At 74.0% G+C, this 18955-nt stretch carries 15 protein-coding genes; 12 read left to right on the forward strand and 3 right to left on the reverse strand.

Features of this window, described 5'->3' with window-relative positions; all coding sequences use genetic code 11:
* Positions 1 to 123: 123 nt before the first annotated feature.
* Positions 124 to 5028, reverse strand: a complete 4905-nt coding sequence (locus AB0I59_RS01655; RefSeq protein WP_358128982.1) for a type VII secretion EssC family protein — start codon at positions 5026 to 5028, stop codon at positions 124 to 126.
* Between the two features lie 569 nt (positions 5029 to 5597).
* Here AB0I59_RS01655 and AB0I59_RS01660 point away from each other — a divergent pair.
* From AB0I59_RS01660 to AB0I59_RS01715, 12 genes are all read left to right on the forward strand, one after another.
* Entirely contained in the window at positions 5598 to 6284 is a 687-nt protein-coding gene (locus tag AB0I59_RS01660) for a hypothetical protein (RefSeq protein WP_061253377.1), read from the forward strand.
* Position 6285: 1 nt separating this feature from the next.
* The gene (locus AB0I59_RS01665) at positions 6286 to 7059 is read left to right on the forward strand and encodes a CpaE/TadZ family protein (RefSeq protein WP_061253378.1); all 774 of its coding nucleotides are present in this window, start codon (positions 6286 to 6288) and stop codon (positions 7057 to 7059) included.
* Positions 7056 to 8375: a TadA family conjugal transfer-associated ATPase gene (locus tag AB0I59_RS01670; protein ID WP_061253379.1), complete on the forward strand. Its 1320-nt coding sequence runs from the start codon at positions 7056 to 7058 to the stop codon at positions 8373 to 8375. Before AB0I59_RS01665 ends, AB0I59_RS01670 begins: the two co-directional genes overlap by 4 nt.
* Positions 8375 to 9316, forward strand: coding sequence for a type II secretion system F family protein (locus tag AB0I59_RS01675; RefSeq protein WP_358128987.1), 942 nt, complete (start codon positions 8375 to 8377; stop codon positions 9314 to 9316). The genes AB0I59_RS01670 and AB0I59_RS01675 overlap by 1 nt, the downstream gene beginning before the upstream one ends.
* Complete coding sequence (locus tag AB0I59_RS01680; protein WP_061253380.1) at positions 9313 to 10251, forward strand: hypothetical protein; 939 nt, start codon at positions 9313 to 9315, stop codon at positions 10249 to 10251. Before AB0I59_RS01675 ends, AB0I59_RS01680 begins: the two co-directional genes overlap by 4 nt.
* Entirely contained in the window at positions 10252 to 10503 is a 252-nt protein-coding gene (locus AB0I59_RS01685) for a hypothetical protein (protein ID WP_061253381.1), read from the forward strand.
* Between the two features lie 74 nt (positions 10504 to 10577).
* Positions 10578 to 10964 carry a TadE/TadG family type IV pilus assembly protein gene (locus AB0I59_RS01690; protein ID WP_308066798.1) on the forward strand — a complete coding sequence of 129 codons (387 nt, stop codon included), beginning with the start codon at positions 10578 to 10580 and terminating at the stop codon, positions 10962 to 10964.
* Between the two features lie 5 nt (positions 10965 to 10969).
* Positions 10970 to 11422 carry a TadE family protein gene (locus AB0I59_RS01695; RefSeq protein ID WP_358128992.1) on the forward strand — a complete coding sequence of 151 codons (453 nt, stop codon included), beginning with the start codon at positions 10970 to 10972 and terminating at the stop codon, positions 11420 to 11422.
* Positions 11423 to 11511: 89 nt separating this feature from the next.
* Positions 11512 to 11913, forward strand: coding sequence for a pilus assembly protein TadG-related protein (locus tag AB0I59_RS01700; protein ID WP_061253383.1), 402 nt, complete (start codon positions 11512 to 11514; stop codon positions 11911 to 11913).
* Positions 11910 to 15083, forward strand: coding sequence for a BTAD domain-containing putative transcriptional regulator (locus AB0I59_RS01705; protein ID WP_358128995.1), 3174 nt, complete (start codon positions 11910 to 11912; stop codon positions 15081 to 15083). Before AB0I59_RS01700 ends, AB0I59_RS01705 begins: the two co-directional genes overlap by 4 nt.
* A gap of 97 nt (positions 15084 to 15180) precedes the next feature.
* Positions 15181 to 15936 (forward strand): hypothetical protein, encoded by a 756-nt coding sequence (locus AB0I59_RS01710; protein WP_358128998.1) that lies wholly within the window; start codon positions 15181 to 15183, stop codon positions 15934 to 15936.
* A complete protein-coding gene (locus AB0I59_RS01715) occupies positions 15933 to 16925 on the forward strand; it encodes a hypothetical protein (RefSeq protein WP_358129001.1) in 993 nt (330 codons plus the stop codon). Before AB0I59_RS01710 ends, AB0I59_RS01715 begins: the two co-directional genes overlap by 4 nt.
* On the opposite strand, the gene AB0I59_RS01720 is transcribed toward AB0I59_RS01715, so the two are convergent.
* Both AB0I59_RS01720 and AB0I59_RS01725 read right to left on the reverse strand, forming a co-directional pair.
* On the reverse strand, positions 16915 to 17445 hold the full coding sequence (locus AB0I59_RS01720; RefSeq protein ID WP_358129004.1) for a methylated-DNA--[protein]-cysteine S-methyltransferase: 531 nt from the start codon (positions 17443 to 17445) through the stop codon (positions 16915 to 16917). The two genes, AB0I59_RS01715 and AB0I59_RS01720, sit on opposite strands and share 11 nt — an antisense overlap.
* A gap of 22 nt (positions 17446 to 17467) precedes the next feature.
* The gene (locus AB0I59_RS01725) at positions 17468 to 18946 is read right to left on the reverse strand and encodes an AlkA N-terminal domain-containing protein (protein ID WP_358129006.1); all 1479 of its coding nucleotides are present in this window, start codon (positions 18944 to 18946) and stop codon (positions 17468 to 17470) included.
* Between the last annotated feature and the right edge of the window lie 9 nt (positions 18947 to 18955).

Here is an 18955-nt window from a genome sequence, read left to right on the forward strand (position 1 = left end):
GTTTCCCGCGAATCCGCCGATCCTTCGGCCCCGGTCCCGTCCGGACGGTTCGTCCGGACATCTCCGTCCCGGATACGTCCGCACCCGACGTTCGTCCCGGTCCCGATCCTGGGCCCGGTCCCGCTATCCGGGGACCGCGGCCTGGATCGGGGTCGCGGCCCCCGACGTGATCAGCAGTCCCCGCCCCGGCGGGCCCCCGACCGCTCCGCGCGGCAGCCGTACGCTGAAGAGATCGCCGTCCGCGGGGCTCTGCACCGACAGCAGCAGGCCGGTCCTGGACTTGCGGGCCTCGGCGGTGAACCCCCGATAGGCCGTCGCCAGATCCCCCGTGGCCCCCGCGATCAGCAGCCCGTGATCGCCGTCCCGCGCGGTGCGCAGGATCTCCTCCAACGCCAGCCCGAGCGGCGAGTCGGGGGAGATCAGCTCCGCGTCGTCGACGATCACCACATACCCCTCCCTGCCGTCCAGGAGGGCCCGCGGGTCCTGCGCGCCCGGCAGCCCGCCGAACCCGTCGGACTCGCCTCCCGCCACGCCCCTGGCGTTGCCGTCCAGTACGGCCAGCACTCCCGGCGCCCCCGCCATCTCGCGCAGCGGGCTGCGACGGGGGGTGACCACGAGGACCGGCGTCCCCCGCCGCACCAGCGACCATGCCGCAGTGACCAGGCACGACGACCGTCCTGACCGGGCCGGCCCGCCGATCACCGCCGCCGGACCCTGGGCGAGGAGGTCCAGGCCCAGCGGCTCCAGCGCGTCCCCTCCCACGCCGAGCAGCGCCCACAGGGGCGAGGGCGGCTCGAACGACGGGGCCAGGTCCATCGCCTGCTCGGCCGTGACGCGGACGGGGAGCGCGTCCACGCGCAGGGGCGGCGGCGACCGCCACGCCCACGATCCCCTCCGCTCCGGGTCGCCGCCGAACCGGGCGGGAGCCGTACGGGCCAGCGCCTGCAGGGCGGCCACCTGGGCGGGACCGGACGGATCGTCGGCGAGCAGCGCGATCTGGCTCTCCACCAGCCCGTGCTCCCCGACGGACAGCGCCCGCCCGGGAGGCAGGACGGAGGGCAGGTCCTTCACCGGCAGGCCCGCCAGACCGTAGTCCGCGGGGTCGGCCAGGCGCAGGATGAGCCGCTCCTCGAACACCGTCGAGATCTGGCCGAGCAACCCCGACCTGTCGGAGGTGACGACCGCCCGCAGGCCCACGGCCGGGCCCTCGCGCAGCAGTTGCAACAGCAGGTCGAGCAGCCGCCCGTAGTCGTAGTTCTCGAACGCGGCGACGTAGCCCTCCCACCGGTCCAGCAGGAGCACCAGCCACGGGAGCCGCCCGACCGCCGCATCCCCGGCATCCCCGGCGTTCCCGGCTCTTCCGGTGTCTCCCGCTCGCCCGGCTCCGGAGGCGGCGCGGGCCTCCGCCAGGGACGCGTACCCGGCCTCCGCGAGAAGTTGCTGGCGGCGGCCGACCTCCGCGCGGAGCCGGGACAGCAGCCGTTCGACCCGGTCGAGCTGGTCGCGGGTGACGACGGCGCCGCAGTGGGGCAGGCCGACCAGCGGGATCAGCGCCCCGGAACCGCAGTCGACGGCGTGCAGGTGGACGTCCTCAGGGGAAGCCCAGGCGGCGACCGCCCCCGCGATCGTCCGCAGGGCCGTGGAACGCCCGCTCCGCGCCGTTCCGGCGATCAGCAGATGCCCGCCGTGCTCCAGATCCAGGGCGAGCGGTCCCCTCGCCTGGTTCCACGGCAGATCGGTGAGCCCGAAGGGCAACGACGGCCCGCCGCCCGGCACCGGCGGCCTCCCGTCCACACCCCGCTCCGGGGACAGCGTGACCGCGTCGGGGAGCGGCGGCAGCCAGGGACTGGGGCGGCGGGCGATGCCTCTGGCCGCCGCGTCGATCGCGTCCACGAGCAGCGCGAGGTCCGTCCCGGACGCCGCCGCGTCCCCGCCGGACGAGGTGGACGAGGCGGAGGAGGCGGCCAGGGCGTGGCCGAGCGCCCGCCACGGAAGCTCGATCACCCGGGGGTTCCCGCCGGGCCCGCCGGGCCCGCCGACCCCGCCGTCACGGCCGTCCGGGGTGCGCCCGCCGATCCGCGCCGCCTGTACGGCGACCGCCTGGCCGGAGCCGGACCGCACGTAGCAGCGTCCCGGCGTCTTCTTGGAGATGTGCGCGGCCTCGGGGCCGTCGATCACGTCGGCGGACTCCCTGGCGTCCGTCACCCGCAGTGCGATCCGAAGCGACGTGTTCGCCTGGATGTCCGCGGTCACCACGCCGCCGGGCCGCTGGGTGGCGAGCACCAGGTGGATGCCGAGCGAGCGGCCCCGCCTGGCGATGTCGACCAGGCCGTCCATGAAGTCGGGCAACTCGGCCACCATCGCGGCGAACTCGTCGATGACCAGCACCAGCCGGGGCAGCGGCTCCCCGCCGGACGTCCGCGACCCCTGGTAATCCTCGATGTCCTTGGCCCCCGCGGACAGGAGCAGCCGTTCCCTGCGCCGAATCTCGGCCGCGAGCGACGCCAGGGCGCGCTGGGTGAGGTGGCCGTCCAGGTCGGTGACCATCCCCACGGTGTGCGGGAGCCGTACGCACTCCTTGAAGGCCGCGCCGCCCTTGTAGTCGATGAGCACGAACGTCATCTCGTCCGGACGGTTGGCGGCGGCCAGGGAGCAGATCAGCGTCTGGAGGAGCTCCGACTTGCCCGCGCCCGTGGTCCCGGCGATCAGGGCGTGGGGCCCGTCCCGGCTGATGTCGATCTCGAACGGCCCGTCGGGGCTCACGCCGATGACCGCGCGGGTCGAGCGGCCCGAGCGGCTCGATCCGTTCCACCGGCCCGCGATGCCCTCGGGGCTGATCAGGTCGAGGAGCCGGACCGACTCCGGGAGCGCCGACGCCTGGTCGTCCCTGCTCACGTCCCGCAGAGGGGCGAGCGCCCGGCCCAGCCGCTCGGACCACGACGGCGAGACCTGGTCGCCCCGGATCGGCCCGATCGCGTCCAGCCCGCCGCCGCGGAGCCGAAGCGACCCGTCACGCTCGCAGGACGCCACCGTCGCGCACTCCTCCGGCAGGAGGCGCTCGTCGTCGTCGATCGCGATCGTGTAGACCCCGGCCCTGGGTCCCTGCCTGAGCACCTGGGGCATCCCGGGGAGGCCGCGCAGCACCTGGGCGCCGTCGAGGACGACCAGCACGTCACAGGGCCGCTCGTCGTAGGCGGCGAACGCGGGTTCCGCCGCCTCCTCGGGCCGGGCGTTCCCCGGGCGGCCGAGGTCCCCCCAGCCAGCTGGCCCGCCGGACAGCGGGCCGCCGAGCGGCGCCGCGCCGTACGAGGCGGCGCCGGGCAGGGCGGGTTCCGCCGGGTCGAGTCGCTCGCCGATGAGCGCGGCGAGATCGGCGACCCGGTGGGCGGCGGCCTCGGGATCGGTGCCGACGAGGGCGACGGAGCCGGAACCGAGGGCCACGCCTCCCGACGCGCCCTCGGCGGCGCAGTGCGGCAGCCAGCGCACCCACCCCCACTGCTCGGCGGCGTCCGCGTGCGCGGAGAGCACCACGACGGCCAGGTCCCTCGGGCTGTGCAGGGCCGCCGCCTGCCCGACCAGCCAGCGGGCGGTGCCGACCGCGACGGCTCTGGGTCCGGTCACGCCCGCCACGCCCAGCCTGCGCATCGCGAGCGCGACCGGTACGTGCCGCGCGAGGGGCGGCTCGGGTAGCTCCGTGTCGGCGGGCGTGCCTCGCTCCGGCGCGAAGGCGACGCCGGCGGGAAGATCGGCCAGCCCGACACGGAGCCGCAGGGCGTCCGGGTCGTGCAGCCGCCGCTCCCACAGGCGGCGGCGCGGGCCGGTCGCGGTCAGCAGGATCTCCGCCGGGTCGGGGGCCGCGTCCCTGCGGGCCGCCTCGTCCTCGTCGCGCGCCCGCGCCACCTCGGTCTCGAACTCCGCGAACCGCTCCTTGTACGCCTTGACGGCCTGGCGGTGCTTCTTCCTGCCGTGCCTGCGGTCGCTCGCCCACTGCCCAAGCATGATCATCGGGCTCATCAGCGCGATCAGCAGGAAGTACACCTGGCGGAACGCCACGAACATGCCGACACCGAACACCGCGGGCAGCAGCGCGGCCAGCAGCTGGAGCCGGGCACCCTCACCCCGCTTGGGCTCGCCGGGCACCTCGACCCGCCGGTGCCGTTCGGGCGCGCGGAGCCGGGGCGGCCGATTGTAGGCCAGCCCTCCGTCGGGAAGCGCGTCCAGGTGGGCGTCGGGCGGCTCGACGAGGCCGATGGAGAACACCGAGCCGCCGCAGGACAGGAGGACCTGCCGCACGTCCTTGGGCGTTCCCGCGTCCGGGCCGGTCCCCGAGGCCCGGCGGCTTTCGGCGGCCCGCCGGGCCGTGCGGACTCCGCGGAACCCGCGACCCACTCTGCGGCCGGATTTCCCGGATTTCCCGGATTTCCCGGATTTCCCGGACTTCCCGGCGGGCCGCCGCGCCGCGCCTCCGGGTGCCCAGGGTGTCGCCTCGCGTACACGCTCGCCGTCCAGCTCCAGCCCCGCGGCCGGATGCGCCGGCTCGACCGTGACCCCGCCGGGCGCGACCCGGACCGTCGCCGCGTGGGGCGGCATCCGCGGGTCGGGCACGGCGATCGCGCATCCCGGATCCGAGCCCAGCGTGTGGAGGCCCGGGCCGAGCCTGTGGACGGAACCCGCCCCGGGGCCGCCCGCCACCCGGAGTTCGACCACGCCGTCCGGCTCCTCGGCCATCGTCGCCGACGCCGCCTGCCCGTCGAGCGCCACGAGATCGCCGTCGCGGATCAGCCCGAAGACGAGCGCCTCCGGATCGAGGGGCCGCCCGTCCACCCAGAGCTTGGGGCCCGCCGCCCGGCGCCGCCGACCCCTGTCCAGGTCGTACGGCGCCCTGGCGGGCGGCAGCCGTACGACGTTGGAGGGCCGGGCCGGGCCGGCGAGCGCGGCCGCCAGCGCGCCGACCGTGGTGGACTCGTCTCCTTCGACCATCACCTCGCGATGGCCGTGCTCGGCCACCACGGTGAGCATGATCCGCATACCCAGACTCCCAAGGGCCGCCCTCACGGGGAAAGGCGGTTCGCCGTGACCGGAACTCGTGGCGTGAACTCGGTGTGTGAACTCGGTGCGTGCCGATCGGCCGGCCCCCGTGGAACCGGCCCCCCGACCACATTTCGGGGAGTGTCCCTCCGGGACGCGCCCGGCGAAAGGGCTCTCGCCGAGACAAGGTAGCGGGGCTGTCCCCGGTTATCTCCTTGTTCGCGGGAAACGCGGGACCCCTCCGCGCCGTACAGCATGAACGGGCATGAACGGGCATGGACGGGCTGGTGGGGACGATGTGATCTATGCGGACAGAGTGCTTCTTATCACGCAATTCAACCACAGGAAAGTGATAATCGTAAACAAGCATCGATCAATCGGGCATTGACACCGGTATTCCTAACGGATAAGCATGGATGGCCGGTTTCCGGCCACACGGCAGCGGGTGGTTGTCCATAATGGTGTCAATTCTGTAATTCGAACTGACCAATACTGCGGATGAAGGCGCGGCCGTTAATCGGCCCTTCATTTCAGTACCGGAAGCGATCATCCCTGGGAGTCCCCCACCCATGAGGATCAGCGACAAGCCCGCCTCCGACGGACGCGCTCCCGCGAACGAGCGGCCAGGGCTGTCCGGACCGGCGTCGCGCAAGCTTCCCGTGCCGCCACGGGAGCGCAAGCCGGCGCTGGCCGCGCTCGCCGTCCTCCTCATCCTGGGTGGGGCGCTGGCCACCACGCTTCTCGTCCTGCGCAGCGGCGACCGCGTCTCGGCCGTCGGGATCGTCCAGCAGGTCGGCGCGGGCCAGCTCATCACGGCCTCCGCCATCAAGGAGGTCCAGATCGCCGACACCGGCATCGACTACGTTCCCTGGCGGTACCGGAGCGAGGTCGAGACGACCTACGCCGCCGTGACCCTGCTGCCCGGCACGCTGCTGACCAGCGCGATGGTCACCAAGTCGAGCGAGGAGCTCGGCCCCGGCAAGGCCATCGTGGGCCTCGCGCTCAAGGCGGGGCAGGCGCCGGTCGGCATGCGCAAGGGCGACGTCGTCCAGGTGATCTACGTCCCCGCGGGCGGCAAGGGGACGGCCCAGCAGCGGGTGCTCGCGCCCGGCGCCCGCGTCCACAGCGTCGGCGCCCCCGGCAGGTCGGGCAGCGGGCTGGTCTCGGTGGTCGTCGACACGGCCATCTCGCCCACCGTCGCCGCGTACGCCTCCAGCGGCGAGATCGCGCTGGCCGTGCTCCCCGGAGCCGGGTGACGTGGCGCTCATCGTGCTCGCCGCCGACAAGGGGGCGCCCGGCGTGACCACCGCGGCGACCGCCCTCGGGGCGGTGTGGCCGCGTCCGGTGCTGCTGGCCGAGTGCGACCCGTCCGGCGGCGACCTCGCCTACCGGCTGCCCGCTCAGGACGGCGGCGTGCTGAACCCGGGCCGCGGCCTGCTCAGCCTGGGCGCGGTCGCCAGGCGCGGGCTGCACCCCGACCACATCTACGAACACACGCAGAAGCTCGTCGGCGGCCTGGACGTGCTCACCGGCCTGACCCACGGCGAGCAGGCCGGGGGGCTCACCTGGCTGTGGGGGCCCCTCGGCCGGTCGCTGGCCACGCTGCCGCACGCCGACGTGCTGGCCGACTGCGGCCGCCTCGGCGGGCACGCCCAGATCGGCGACCTGATCGCGGAGGCCGCCCAGGTCGTGCTCTTCACCCGCCCGAGCCTCGACCACGTCGCCCACCTGCGCGAGCGGCTGGCCCTGCTGGACAGCCGCCCGGTCGTGGTCGTGATCGCCGACCCCCGGTCCTACCGGGCGTCCGTCGAGGAGGTCCGGCGCATCGTCGCGCCCTGGGACGTCGCGTTCGTGGCCGGGCTCGCGCACGACCCCAAGGGCGCCGAATTGCTGCGCGGCCAGTGGGGCGGGCGGCTCGACCGCAGCCTGCTGATCCGCACCGCGCGCGAGCTGGCCGGGCGGCTGGCCGCCCTGATCTCCCCCGAGGAGCCGGCCGGGCAGCGGGCCGACCGACGCGGAGCGCGACGATGAGCGGGCAGCAGGGCGGCATCGACCACACGCTGGTGAAGCGGTTCCGCCAGGAGGTCGGCGACCGGCTGGCCCACCAGCGGCGGCTGGACCAGGCGAGCGGCATCCCCCCGATGACCGGAGAGGACGAGCGGCAGTTCGCCCGCGCGCTGATCGCGCAGGTCCTGGAGGAGTACGCCAGGGGCGAGATCGGCGTCGGCCGCACCCCGCCCACCGTCGACGAGGAGGAGGCGCTCGCCGCCGGCATCCACGCCGCGCTGTTCGGCGTGGGCCGTCTCCAGCCGTTCCTGGACGACCCCGAGGTCGAGAACATCGACATCAACGGCTGCGACCGGGTCTTCGTGAGCTACGCCGACGGGCAGGAGATCGCGCACGAGCCCGTCGCCGACTCCGACGACGAGCTGATCGAGCTCATCCAGATCCTCGCGGCGTACTCCGGCCTGTCGTCCCGGCCGTTCGACACCGCGAACCCGCAGCTCGACCTGCGTCTGCCCGACGGCTCCCGGTTGTCGGCCGTCATGGACGTCACCGTACGGCCCGCCGTGTCGATCCGCCGGGCCCGCCTGGGCAAGGTGTTCCTCAGCGACCTGGTGGGCAACGGCACACTCGCCCCCGAGCTCGGCCGCTTCCTCGCGGCCGCGGTCGCGGCGCGCAAGAACATCATGATCGCCGGGTCGACCAACGCGGGGAAGACGACGCTGCTGCGGGCGCTGGCCAACGAGATCCCCGTGGCAGAGCGGCTCATCACGGTCGAGCGCGCGCTCGAACTCGGCCTCGACCAGTTCCCCGAGCTGCACCCCAACGTGGTGGCGTTCGAGCAGCGCCTGCCGAACTCCGAGGGGCAGGGCGAGATCACCATGGCCGAGCTGGTCCGGCGCTCCCTGCGGATGAACCCCTCGCGGGTCATCGTCGGCGAGGTCCTGGGCGACGAGATCGTCACCATGCTCAACGCGATGACGCAGGGCAACGACGGCTCGCTCTCCACGATCCACGCCAACTCCTCGATGGAGGTCTTCAACCGCATCGCGACGTACGCCCTGCAGGCCGACGAGCGGCTGCCCATCGAGGCGACCCACATGCTCATCGCGGGCGCGATCGACTTCGTGGTCTTCATCGAGAAGCGCAACGACTACCACCGCGGCGGGACGCTCCGGCGCTTCGTGACCAGCGTGCGCGAGGTCACGGGCTGCGACGGGCGGGTCCTGTCCTCGGAGGTCTTCATCGCCGCGGGCGACCGCGTCGTCCCGCACGCCCCGATCTCCTGCCTGGACGAGCTGGCGGCGCACGGCTACGACCCCGCACAGGAGGTGTGGCGCTGATGCCCGCCGGTTTGTTCGATCCGCTGGTGCTGCTGACCGGCGCGGTGACGGGCGGTGGCCTGTTCCTCCTCGCCCTCGCCCTGTACGGCCTGCGCCCCCGGCCCGCCGGCCCCGACGGGAAGTCCGGTCGGCGCGAGCTGCTCAGGACGCTGTCCACCCGGACCGCGATCGGAGTGATCACCGGGTTCGTCGTCCTGCTGGTGACGGGATGGCCGGTGATGGCGGTCGGCGCCGTCCTCCTCGTCCTGGCCTGGCGCGGCCTGGCCGGCGGCGCGTCAGAGGAGCGCGCGGCCATGCGGCGCCTGGAGGGGCTGGCCGCGTGGACCGAGTCGCTGCGGGACACGATCGCCGGCGCCGCCGGGCTCGAACAGGCCATTCCCTCGTCCATCCGGGCGGCCGCGCCCATGCTCCGGCCCCACCTGCTCGCGCTTGTGGACCGGTTGCACTCCCGCATGCCCCTGGCCGACGGGCTGAGGATGTTCGCCGACGAGCTCGACGACCCCTCCGCCGACCTCGTCGTCGCGGCGTTGATCCTCAACTCGCGGCTGCGCGGTCCCGGCCTGCGTGACGTGCTGTCCGCGCTGGCCGTCTCCGCCCGCGAGGAGCTCGACATGCGGCGAAGGGTCGAGGCCGAGCGCCGATCCACCCGCAAGAGCGTGCAGATCGTGGTCGGCACGGCACTGGCCTTCGCGGCCATCCTGGTGATCTTCAACCGTTCGTACGTGGAGGAGTACGGCTCGGTGCTCGGCCAGGCCGTCCTCGTCGTGGTCGCGGGGTTGTTCGGCGCCGGATTCGCGTGGATGCGCCGGCTGGCCCGCTTCGACAAGCCCGCCCGGATCCTCGCGCCGTACGCGGGCGCGGGCGGGCCGGTGGCGAGGGGCGGCGAGCCGCGCGACGACGCCGCGGACGAGTCCGCGCTCCGGGCGGGAGGGACACGATGACAGAGCCGGCGCTCGCGGGAGCCGTACTCGGCCTGGGCCTCTTCCTGCTCTTCCGCGCGCTGTTCCCACCGAGGCCCGGCCTGTTCGCCCGGCTGACGGCGCTCGACCTGGCGCGTGAGGGCGCCGACCTGCCGAGGGCGCCGCTCATCGCCCCCGACGAGCAGGTCAGCGCGTTCCGCCGCGACCTCGGCGTACGGCTCGCGCGGTTCTACGCGGCCAGAGGATGGGAGGCCCGGTCCATCCGGGCCGACCTGGCGCTGCTCGGCAAGTCCTTCGAGGGGTTCCTCGCCACGAAGGTCCTGCTCGCGGCGTGCGGGCTGCTGGTCTTCCCCCTCCTGGTCGGCTGGCTGGCGCTGATGGGCTGGGACATGTCGGTGAACATCCCGCTCTGGTCCGCGCTGGCGGTCTCCGCGGTCTTCTTCCTCCTCCCCGACATGCAGATCCGGCGCGACGCGGCAGTCCGCCGCCGCGACTTCCGGCACGCGGTCGGCGCGTTCCTCGACCTCGTCGCCATGAACCTCGCGGGCGGACGCGGCGTCCCGGAGGCGCTGATGATGGCGGTCGCCGTCGGCAGCCCCACCGGGAGCTCCGGTGCGGGCGCCAACTGGGCGATGGAACGCATCCGCGAGGCGCTCGGCAACGCCCGCATCGTCGGCATCACCCCCTGGCAGGCCCTCGGGCAGCTCGGCGACGAGATCAACGTGGACGAGCTGCGCGACCTGTCCGCCGCGCTCGGCCTGGTCGCCGACGACGGCGCCAAGGTCCGCTCCTCGCTCACCGCGCGTGCCGCGACCCTCCGGCGGAGGGAGCTCGCCGAGGTCGAGGGCAAGGCGGGGGAGCGATCCCAATCGATGCTCGTCGCCCAGCTCCTGCTGTGCGCCGGCTTCGTGATCTTTCTCAGTTTCCCGGCGGCCATGAAGATGTTGGGGGCGTAGATGCTCACCTATTTGATCGCGATGCTCCATGTGCGGATCGACCGCGCGCGTAACGCGCCGAGCAAGGGGGCCTCGGCCGTCGAGTGGGTGATCATCACGGCGATCATCGCCGGAGTCGCGCTCGGCCTGGCCACCCTCATCAAGAACCTGGTCACGCAGAAGGAAGCCGACATCACCTCCAACTTCGGCGGCGGTGGCGGCACCGGCGGCGGGGGAGGCGGGGGAGGTCAGTTCGACGGCGGCCCAGAGTGACCCGGTCGGCAGGGATCCGGCTCCGAGCGACCCGGTCCACGGTGCCGCGGACCGCGCGCGACCGCGGAGCGACCGTGATCGAGCTCGCCATGCTCATGCCGATCGTCCTGGCCGTGGTGCTGCTGGTCGTCCAGCTCACGCTCTGGTTCCACGGCAGGCAGGTCGCCGACGCCGCCGCCAGGGAAGGCGCGAGGCTCGCCCGCGCGGCCGGGACCTCGGAGAGCTGGCAGGGCGACGCCGAGGCGAAGGCCGAGCAGATCGTGCGGGCGGTCGGGCCCGAGATCCTCAGGAACGCCACGGCTCGGGCCTGGGAACGCGGTGACCAGCGCGGCGTCGACGTGACCGGCAGCGCCGTCCAGGTGGTGCCGCTGCTTCCCGAGATGACGTTCACCATCACCGCCAGTTTCGGCGGCCCCATCGAGTGTTTCCGCCCCGACGACGGTTCGGACGGATGCCAATGAGACCGATGCCGCGAAGACCTGTGCCGGTGACCCGTCCCGTACGGCGTCCGCCTCCCGAGGCGTCCCGCCCCCGGTCGCGGGACGGCGGGTCGATGACGGCCGAGACCGTGATGCTCGCGCCCGTCTTCCTGCTCTTCCTCATGTTCCTCGTCGGGGCGGGCCGGGTCGTCGAGGCCCAGGGGGAGGTCAACGGCGCGGCCAGGGACGCGGCCCGCGCGGCGTCGGTCCAGCGGACCCGGTCGGAGGCCGAGTCGGCGGCGGCGGAGACGGCCGAGGCCGCGCTCTCCGGCGACTGCGCTCCCGAGGTCGGCCTGTCGGGCACCGAATGGAAGGAAGGCGGCGTCGTCCAGGTCGCCGTGACCTGCGAGCTGAACCTGGACTTCCTCGGCTTCGGCACGACACGGCGCATGAAGGGGACCTCCGTCGTCCCGCTGGAGCAGTTCCGGAGGGTGGATTGACCGAACCGCACGGGCGGCGCGGCCGTACGCGCCGGTCAGGCCGCCAAAGACGCATCGCGGGATCGCGGGCGTGGGGTGAGCGGGGATCGATGTCGGTCTTCGTGGTCATCTTCTCCGTGGCGGTCTTCCTGCTCGCCGGGCTGCTCGTCGACGGCGGGGCGGCCATCAACGCCCGGCTTCGGGCCGCCGACGTCGCGGAACAGGGCGCCCGCGCCGCGGCCGACCAGATCGACGTGGAGGCGCTGCGCGCCAACGGCCAGGTACGGCTGCTCGCCGACGAGGGCGCCGTGTGCGGCCGGGCGGGGGAGATCGTGGCGGCCCACGACGACCAGGACGTACAGATGAAGCGCTGTGAGATCGGCGGAGGCCAGGCGGAGGTGACCGTCGAGGTCGGCGTCCGCTGGAACGCCGTGTTCCTGTCGGTGCTCGGATTCGGCGGCTCGGAGATGGCGGCCACCGCCACGGCCGGGCCGGACGCGGGGGACGCATGACCGGTGAAGGGAACTCGTGGCCGCGCGGTTCGAGCTCGCCGCGGCGCCCCCGCGGCGCGGGCCGCCCTCCCGGTGGTGGCCGTCCACCCGGCGGTGGTCGCCCTCCCGGCCAACGGGCACCGCTGCCACCGGCGCTGCCGCCTTCCCGCGATCCCACGCCGCCGTCCGAGGGACGCTCCACCCGGCCGCCGGTCGCCGACCGTGACCAGCCGTCCTTCTCGACCTTCCAGCAGACCGCCGCGCACCAGCACCGCCGGCAGGGCCGCCGGGCCGTCCGGCGTCCGGTGCGCATCCCGCCGAAGCGGACGCCGCGCGACGTCCTCGCCGGGGTCGCGGCCCTGCTGGCGCTGGTCGCCCTCGTGGGCGGCGTGCCGTACGCGCTGATCAGGCTGGCCGGGCCGCCGCTGCGGCCCGAGCTGCGGGACATGGACGTGCTCACGAGCAACGTCGGCCCGGAGACGGTCATCGCGATCCTCATCCTGCTGGTGTGGCTGGCCTGGTTGCAGCTGCTCGTCTGCGTGATCGTGGAGGTGTACGCCGGGATCCGCCGGGTGGGCATGCCGGCGCGGGTCCCCCTGTCCGGCGGCACGCAGGCGCTCGCCAACCGGCTCGTCTCGGCCGTGCTGCTGCTGTTCGCCGCAGCGGCGGTGGCCGTTCCGGTGATCGGGCCGGTCACCGGGGCCGGCACCGGCCCGTCGATCCGTCCCCAGGCGGCGACGCTGTCCGCGCCCGTGGTCACGACCGAGGACCGCCCGCCGCTCCAGGCCCGCGAGGTGAAGAAGGTCTACGTCGTGCAGCCGCCGCACGGGCGCCACCACGAGAGCCTGTGGGAGATCGCCGACAAGTGTCTCGGCGACGGCCGCCGCTATCCCGAGATCTACCGGCTCAACCAGCACAAGGAGCAGCCCGACGGCAGCCGGTTGCGGATGGCCGACCTGATCAGGCCGGGCTGGGTCCTCGACATGCCGGACGACGCGAGGAACGTCCTGATCGTCCCGGTGGAGGAGGACCGGCCCACCACGCTGGACCAGCATCCCCGGATGCCGACGGACAGCAGTGGCGACCTGGACGACGACCTCGGCAACGAAGGCGACACCGGCCGGGACACCGGGCGCGACGCCGGGCGGGGCGAGAACCGCGATCCGGTGTCGGGAAACGACGATTTCCAGATGCCGCCGCCCGCCCTGCCCGAGCGCCCCCACCGCGAGACCGCCGGGGCCGAGCCGTCGCCGGTCCCCTCGGCGCAGGACACGACCGCCAGGGGCGACAGGACGGCGGCGCAGCACGGCGAACCCTCGCTGGCCGGGCCCCACGGGCAGCGGGAGGACGGCGGCCCGGACCTGGCCGACTACCTCGCGGCGGCGTCACTGGCGGCGGCCGGGCTGCTCGCCATTCTGGGGCGGCGGCGCAGGGAGCAGCTCTGGCGGCGCGCGTTCGGCCGGCGGGTGGTCCGGCCGAGAGGGGACGCCGCCGGGGCCGAGGTGGCGATCCGCCTCGGGGCCGACGCGCCGGGCAGCCGCATGCTCGACCTGGGGCTGCGCCTGCTGGGCAGGCTGCTCGCCGACCAGGACAGGCGCCCGCCGACGATCTACGCGGTCCACCTGTCCAGCAGGGGCCTGGACCTGTGGATCCACCCCGCGGACCTGGACGCGCCCGAGCCCTGGGAGGCGTGCGACGGCGGGCAGGTGTGGCGGCTCCACGCCCACGAAGGGCGCCGGATCGACGAGCGGGACCTCGCCGGCGTGCCCGCTCCGTACCCGGGCCTCGTCTCCCTGGGGACCGCGGACGGCGGCAGGGTGCTCGTCGACCTGGAGGCCGCGCAGGGGATCGTCGCCATGGAGGGCACCAACACCGTCGCCGCCATGTCCGCGCTCGCCGTCGAGCTGGCGACCAACCGCTGGTCGGACCACATGACGCTCACCCTCGTCGGGTTCGGCGAGGAGCTGACGCTGATCGCGCCCGACCGGATCCGGGTCGCGGGCAGCCTCGCCGAGGTCCTGCCCGAGCTGGAGGAACGCGCGGCCCGCGAGACCGGCGACGTCCTCACCGGACGGATCCACTCCAGGGTGGCCGATCCCGCCTGGACGCCCCACTACCTGCTCTCGGCGATCCGCCCGGACGAGGACGAGGCGCGCCGCCTCGCGGTGCTCGGCAAGGCGACGCGCACGGCCACCGGATACGTCGTGTCGGGCGGGATGCCGCACGCGACCTGGACCTGGGAGATCACCGACGGAGGCCGGGCCAGGATCGACGCCCTGGGGTTCGAGGTCGACGCCCAGCTCCTGCCGCGCCGCCACTACACCGCTGTCATCGACCTGTTCCGTACGGCACAGCGCGCAGACGGCGAGCCGCTGCCCGAACCCGAGGTGCGGGTGCCGGACGAGCCCCCCTCGATCGAGGTCCGCATCCTCGGCCCGGTCGAGATCAGCCCGGTGAACCGGCTGGAAGAGGGCCGGGCCGCGCTCGCCCACGAGATGGTCGTCTACCTGGCGGCGCATCCGTCGGGGGTGCATCCGGTCGTCCTCGGCGGCGTGCTGTGGCCGCGCGGCGTGCAGGCGGTGGTCCGCGACGCGACCATCGCGCGTGTGGTGGAGTGGCTCGGCGCCGACGCGGAAGGCCGCCCGCATGTCCACGCGGACGAGTCGGGGCGGCTGCGGCTCGGCCCCGAGATCAGAAGCGACTGGCATCTCTTCCAGGAGCTGGTCCGCAGATCCCGTGACCAGCACCCCGAGGCGGAGACCCTCCTGCTGGAGAAGGCCGTCGGGCTGGTGCGCGGGCCGTTGCTGAGCGGCAGGCCGACGGGCCGGTACGCCTGGCTCGCCGCTGACTCGCTCGAGTACGACGTGACGGCGAGCGTGGCGGACGCCGCCCACCGCCTCTGCGAGCTGCGGCTGGCGCGGGGCGAGCCGATGGCCGCGGTCGCGGCGGCACGGGCGGGCCTGCTCCTCGCGGCGGACGACGAGGGGCTCTGGCGCGACCTGCTGCGGGCCGCGCACGCCACCGGCGATCCCGCGCGGCTGCGCGCGGTGGTCGACGGCCTGCACCGAAGGGCCGCGTCCCATCCCCACGGAGGCGGCATGGCTCCCGAGACGGAGGCGCTGATCGATGAACTGCTCCCGGACTGGCGCCGGGGCGCCCCCCCGGGCCTCGGCACCCCGCGTCTCGCGTGACCGGCCACCGGCGACGGCGGGCGCCCCGCGAGGGGCGAGAACCCTGTCACCGGCGAGAGCCCCTTCACCGGCGAGAACCATGCGAGCGGCGAGAACCATGCGAGCGGCGAGAACCGTGCGGGGCGCCGCGGTGCTGAGGGGCGGCGTCCTGTGCGCCCTGCTGTGCGCCCTGCTGTGCGGTCTCCTCGCGGCGGGATGCGGATCCTCCGGGAGAGAACCGGTCTTCGCCCCCGGAGGCACGGGCACGCTCGCGGGCGGGTCCACCGGCCGGGGCACCGCCGACGCCGTACGGGGGACGCCGTCCGCCACCCCCCTCCCCGCGGGGTCGCCGATCACTCCGGGGACCGAAGAGGCCTCGGCCGGGGACGGGCTGCGGGTCGAGATCGAATGGCCCTCGGGGGTGAACCCCGGCGTGGCCGGAGCGCTGCGCATGTACGCCGAGAGCTACACCGCCCTGTGGCGGGCCGTCGCCAGCGGCGGGCAGGACGCCTCCTACCTCGCGAAGGTGGAGCCGACGGCCATCCGCGACATCGTGACCCGCCTGCGCGGGTTCTCCGACCGGAACCTGTCGGCGCGCGGCGTGGCCCGGCTGTACGCGCTGCGAGTCGATTCCGAGGTCACGATCGGCGACCGGATGGGCGTACGGGTGCTCGGCTGCGTGGACGAGTCGGGGATCCGGATGACCGACTCGGTGGGGAAGCCCGTCGCGAACCAGCCGGACTGGACCCGGCCGCCGTTGTCCGTCTACCTGTGGGTCGGTGTGGTCGGCCGGGACGAAGGCGGTGTCTGGCGGATCAACACGTTCCGCATCGCCACCTACCCTGCCGCGCCCGCGAAGGAGTGTGCCCGATGAGACCGATCGCCGCCCTGCTCACACCTCTGCTCGGGCCACTGCTCGCGCCTCTGCTCGCGTCCCTGGTCATGGCGCCGACGCCGGGTCCGGGCCGGCCGACCGCGGAGGGATTCCAGGAGGGCAAGACCGCCGGGGTACGGCTGATGAACTCCTCCATCGTGCTCTCCGGCAACGGCCTCGGCGGCAAGGGCGCGAAGGGCGACGGTTACCGGATTCCGCGCCCCTGCTGGTACGAGCCGTACAAGAACGCCGAGGAGATGCTGCGTGAGGAGGACGCGACGTTGCGCCACGCGTTCCGCGCCGACCCCGACCTCGCCGACTCCAGCGCGAACAGCCAGCAGTACACGAATGACCTCCTCCAGAAATATCGCGACAAAATGGGGCAACCGGGCCGCTGGTGGCGTGCCGCGTACAACGCCGGCGATCAGAACGGGGTGGTCTGCTCGGCCGCGCTGGCCGCCGCCGTCTGGGTGCCGGACGGGGCCGCCCCACCCCCGGGCGGGATCACCGCCGACGAGCTCCGGCAGATCGCCAGGGCCGCGCTGACCGTGCCCGATCCGCAGGTCAAGCTCAGCCCGGACGCCAGGAGCTTCGTCAACCTGCCCACCTGGATCTGGTTGGAGGGCGGAACGCAGGAGCCGCGCTCGGTGACCGCGACCCTGCCGGGGTTCATGAGCGTCACGGTCACCGCCACTCCCAAGGACGTGGAGATCGACCCGGGCACCACGTCGGACCGCGCCGAGGTGCGCGAGAACTGCGGAGCCGCCGGGCGTCCCTACACCAAGGGTGGGACCTTCACCTGCGGCGTCCGCTACCTCAGGGCCTCGATCGACCAGTCGCGCGACGTCTACACGCTCACCGTCACCTCCGTGTGGCAGGTCGTCAGCACCGACGACCAGGGAGGCCAGCCGTTCCCGTTCGACCCGATCCGGGCCACCGTCACCCGAGACGTCCCCGTCGGAGAGGTGCAGTCCGTCGTCACGGGGTGACAGGGGCCGGGCGGCGCCCTTCGTGGGCGAGCAGCCACTCCTTCACCGGGACGCCGTAGTAGTAGCCGCCGAACCCGCCCGTCGTGGGTAGAACGCGGTGACACGGGACGAACGGCGCGATCAGGTTCTGCGCGCACGCCGACCCCGCCGCCCGGGCCGCCGTCCTGGGCAGCCCCGCCATCTCCGCCAGCCTGCCGTACGACACCGTGGTCCCGGCACGCACGCCGCGCAGCGCCGTGTACAGCCGCTGCCGGGTCTCCGTTCCCGGTTGCTCCACGGGGACGCGGTCCAGTGCGTCGAGGTCGCCGTCCAGATAGTCCCGTACGGCCTGCGCGATGTCGCCGAGGTCGCCCTCGACCAGCGGCAGCGCCCGGAGTGCGGCGGGAAGCCGGACGAACTGCTCCTGCGGGTCCGCGCTGAATCCGGCGGCCACGACGACCCCGTCATGGGCGAGGACGCTCACCGGGCCCACCGGAGTGGGCAGGATCTGGGTAGTGATCATGGTGATCGCGGCCGCCACATGGGCTCGCCGCTCCCTCCTATCAGGCGTTGTGTCCGGTCTTTCCAGGGGCGGCGTTCCACAGGTGCAGCGCGGCGTAGGCCCGCCAGGGCCGCCACCGCTCGACATGCTCGGCAGGGATGCCCAGGCACTGCATGGTCTTCTTCAGTACCAGGTCGCCGCCGGGCCACGCGTCGGGGTCGCCGAGGGCGCGCAGCGCGATGTAGCTCGTGGTCCACGGTCCGATGCCCGGGATCCGGAGCAGCTTGGCCACCGTCTCCGGGACGTCCTCGGCTCCGTCCAGGTCGATCAGCCCGCCGGCGACCGCCTCGGCGACCGCGCGCAGCGTCTCGACGCGGCGGTTGGTCAGCCCGAGCCCGGTCAGGTCGGCCCCGGCGAGTTGGTCCGCCGTGGGGAAGAGCAGGGTGACCGGTGCGGCCTCGCCGTCGGGCACCGTGACGGCCGTGCCGGCTCTGGCGGCGATGCGGCCGAGGAGCGTCCGGGCTCCGGCGACCGAGATCTGCTGCCCCACGACCGCGCGTACGGCCAGCTCGAACCCGTCGAACGCGCCGGGCACGCGCAGCCCGGGACGCGCCGCGACGAGCGGCTCGAGCGACGTCGCGCCGAGGACCGAGGCGATGGCCTCGGGGTCGGCGTCCAGGTCGAGCAGGCGTCGGCATCGCGCCACGATCCTGGCCAGCTGCCGGGTGTCCCCGGTACGCACGGTGAGCCGGACGTGGTCCCCCGCGGGCGCCAGCGTGAACCACCCGCCGGGGATCGCCCTGCTGTAGGTGGCGTCCTCGATCGCGTCGGCCGTGACGAACTCGGTGCCGGGGATCGCGCGGGCGGAGAGGAAGCGGAGCAGCGCCGCAGCGTCGTAGGGCCCGCGGTAGTGCAGCCGCAGGGTCAGGCCGTGCGCGGCGAGGAGCGGCCCGCCGGCGCCGCCCATCGGCGCGGCGGCCTTCCTGAGGTCTCCGGGCGCGAAGCCGTACGACTCCTTCATGGCGGCGTTGAACTGGCGCACGCTGCCGAACCCCGCGGCGAACGCGACATCGGCGATCGGCAGGTGGGTCTCGGTGAGGAGCTGCTTGGCCAGCAGCAGCCGCCTGGTCCTGGCGACGGCGAGCGGCCCGGTCCCCAACTCGGCGACGAACAGCCGGTGGAGGTGACGTTCTGTCACGTTGAGCCGCCGCGCGAGGCCGCTGACGCCGTGGTCGTCGGCCTCACCGTCCCCGATCAGGCGCAGCGCCCGCCCGACGAGGTCCGCGCGTACGTCCCAGCCGGGGGCGCCGGGGCTCAGCTCCGGGCGGCACCGGCGGCAGGGCCGGAATCCGGCGGCCTCGGCACTGGCCGCGTGCCGGTAGAAACGGACGTTCTTCCGGGCCGGAGTGCGCGCCGGGCACACCGGGCGGCAGTAGATGCCCGTGGAGGTGACCGCCGTGTAGAAGCGCCCGTCGAACCGGGAGTCGCGGGCGGACACCGCCACGTAGCACGAGTTGAAGTCCAGCTCTCGCGTGCTCACGTGTTCGAC

Source organism: Microtetraspora glauca (genome assembly GCF_040656155.1).
GTDB classification, from domain to species: Bacteria; Actinomycetota; Actinomycetes; order Streptosporangiales; family Streptosporangiaceae; genus Microtetraspora; species Microtetraspora glauca.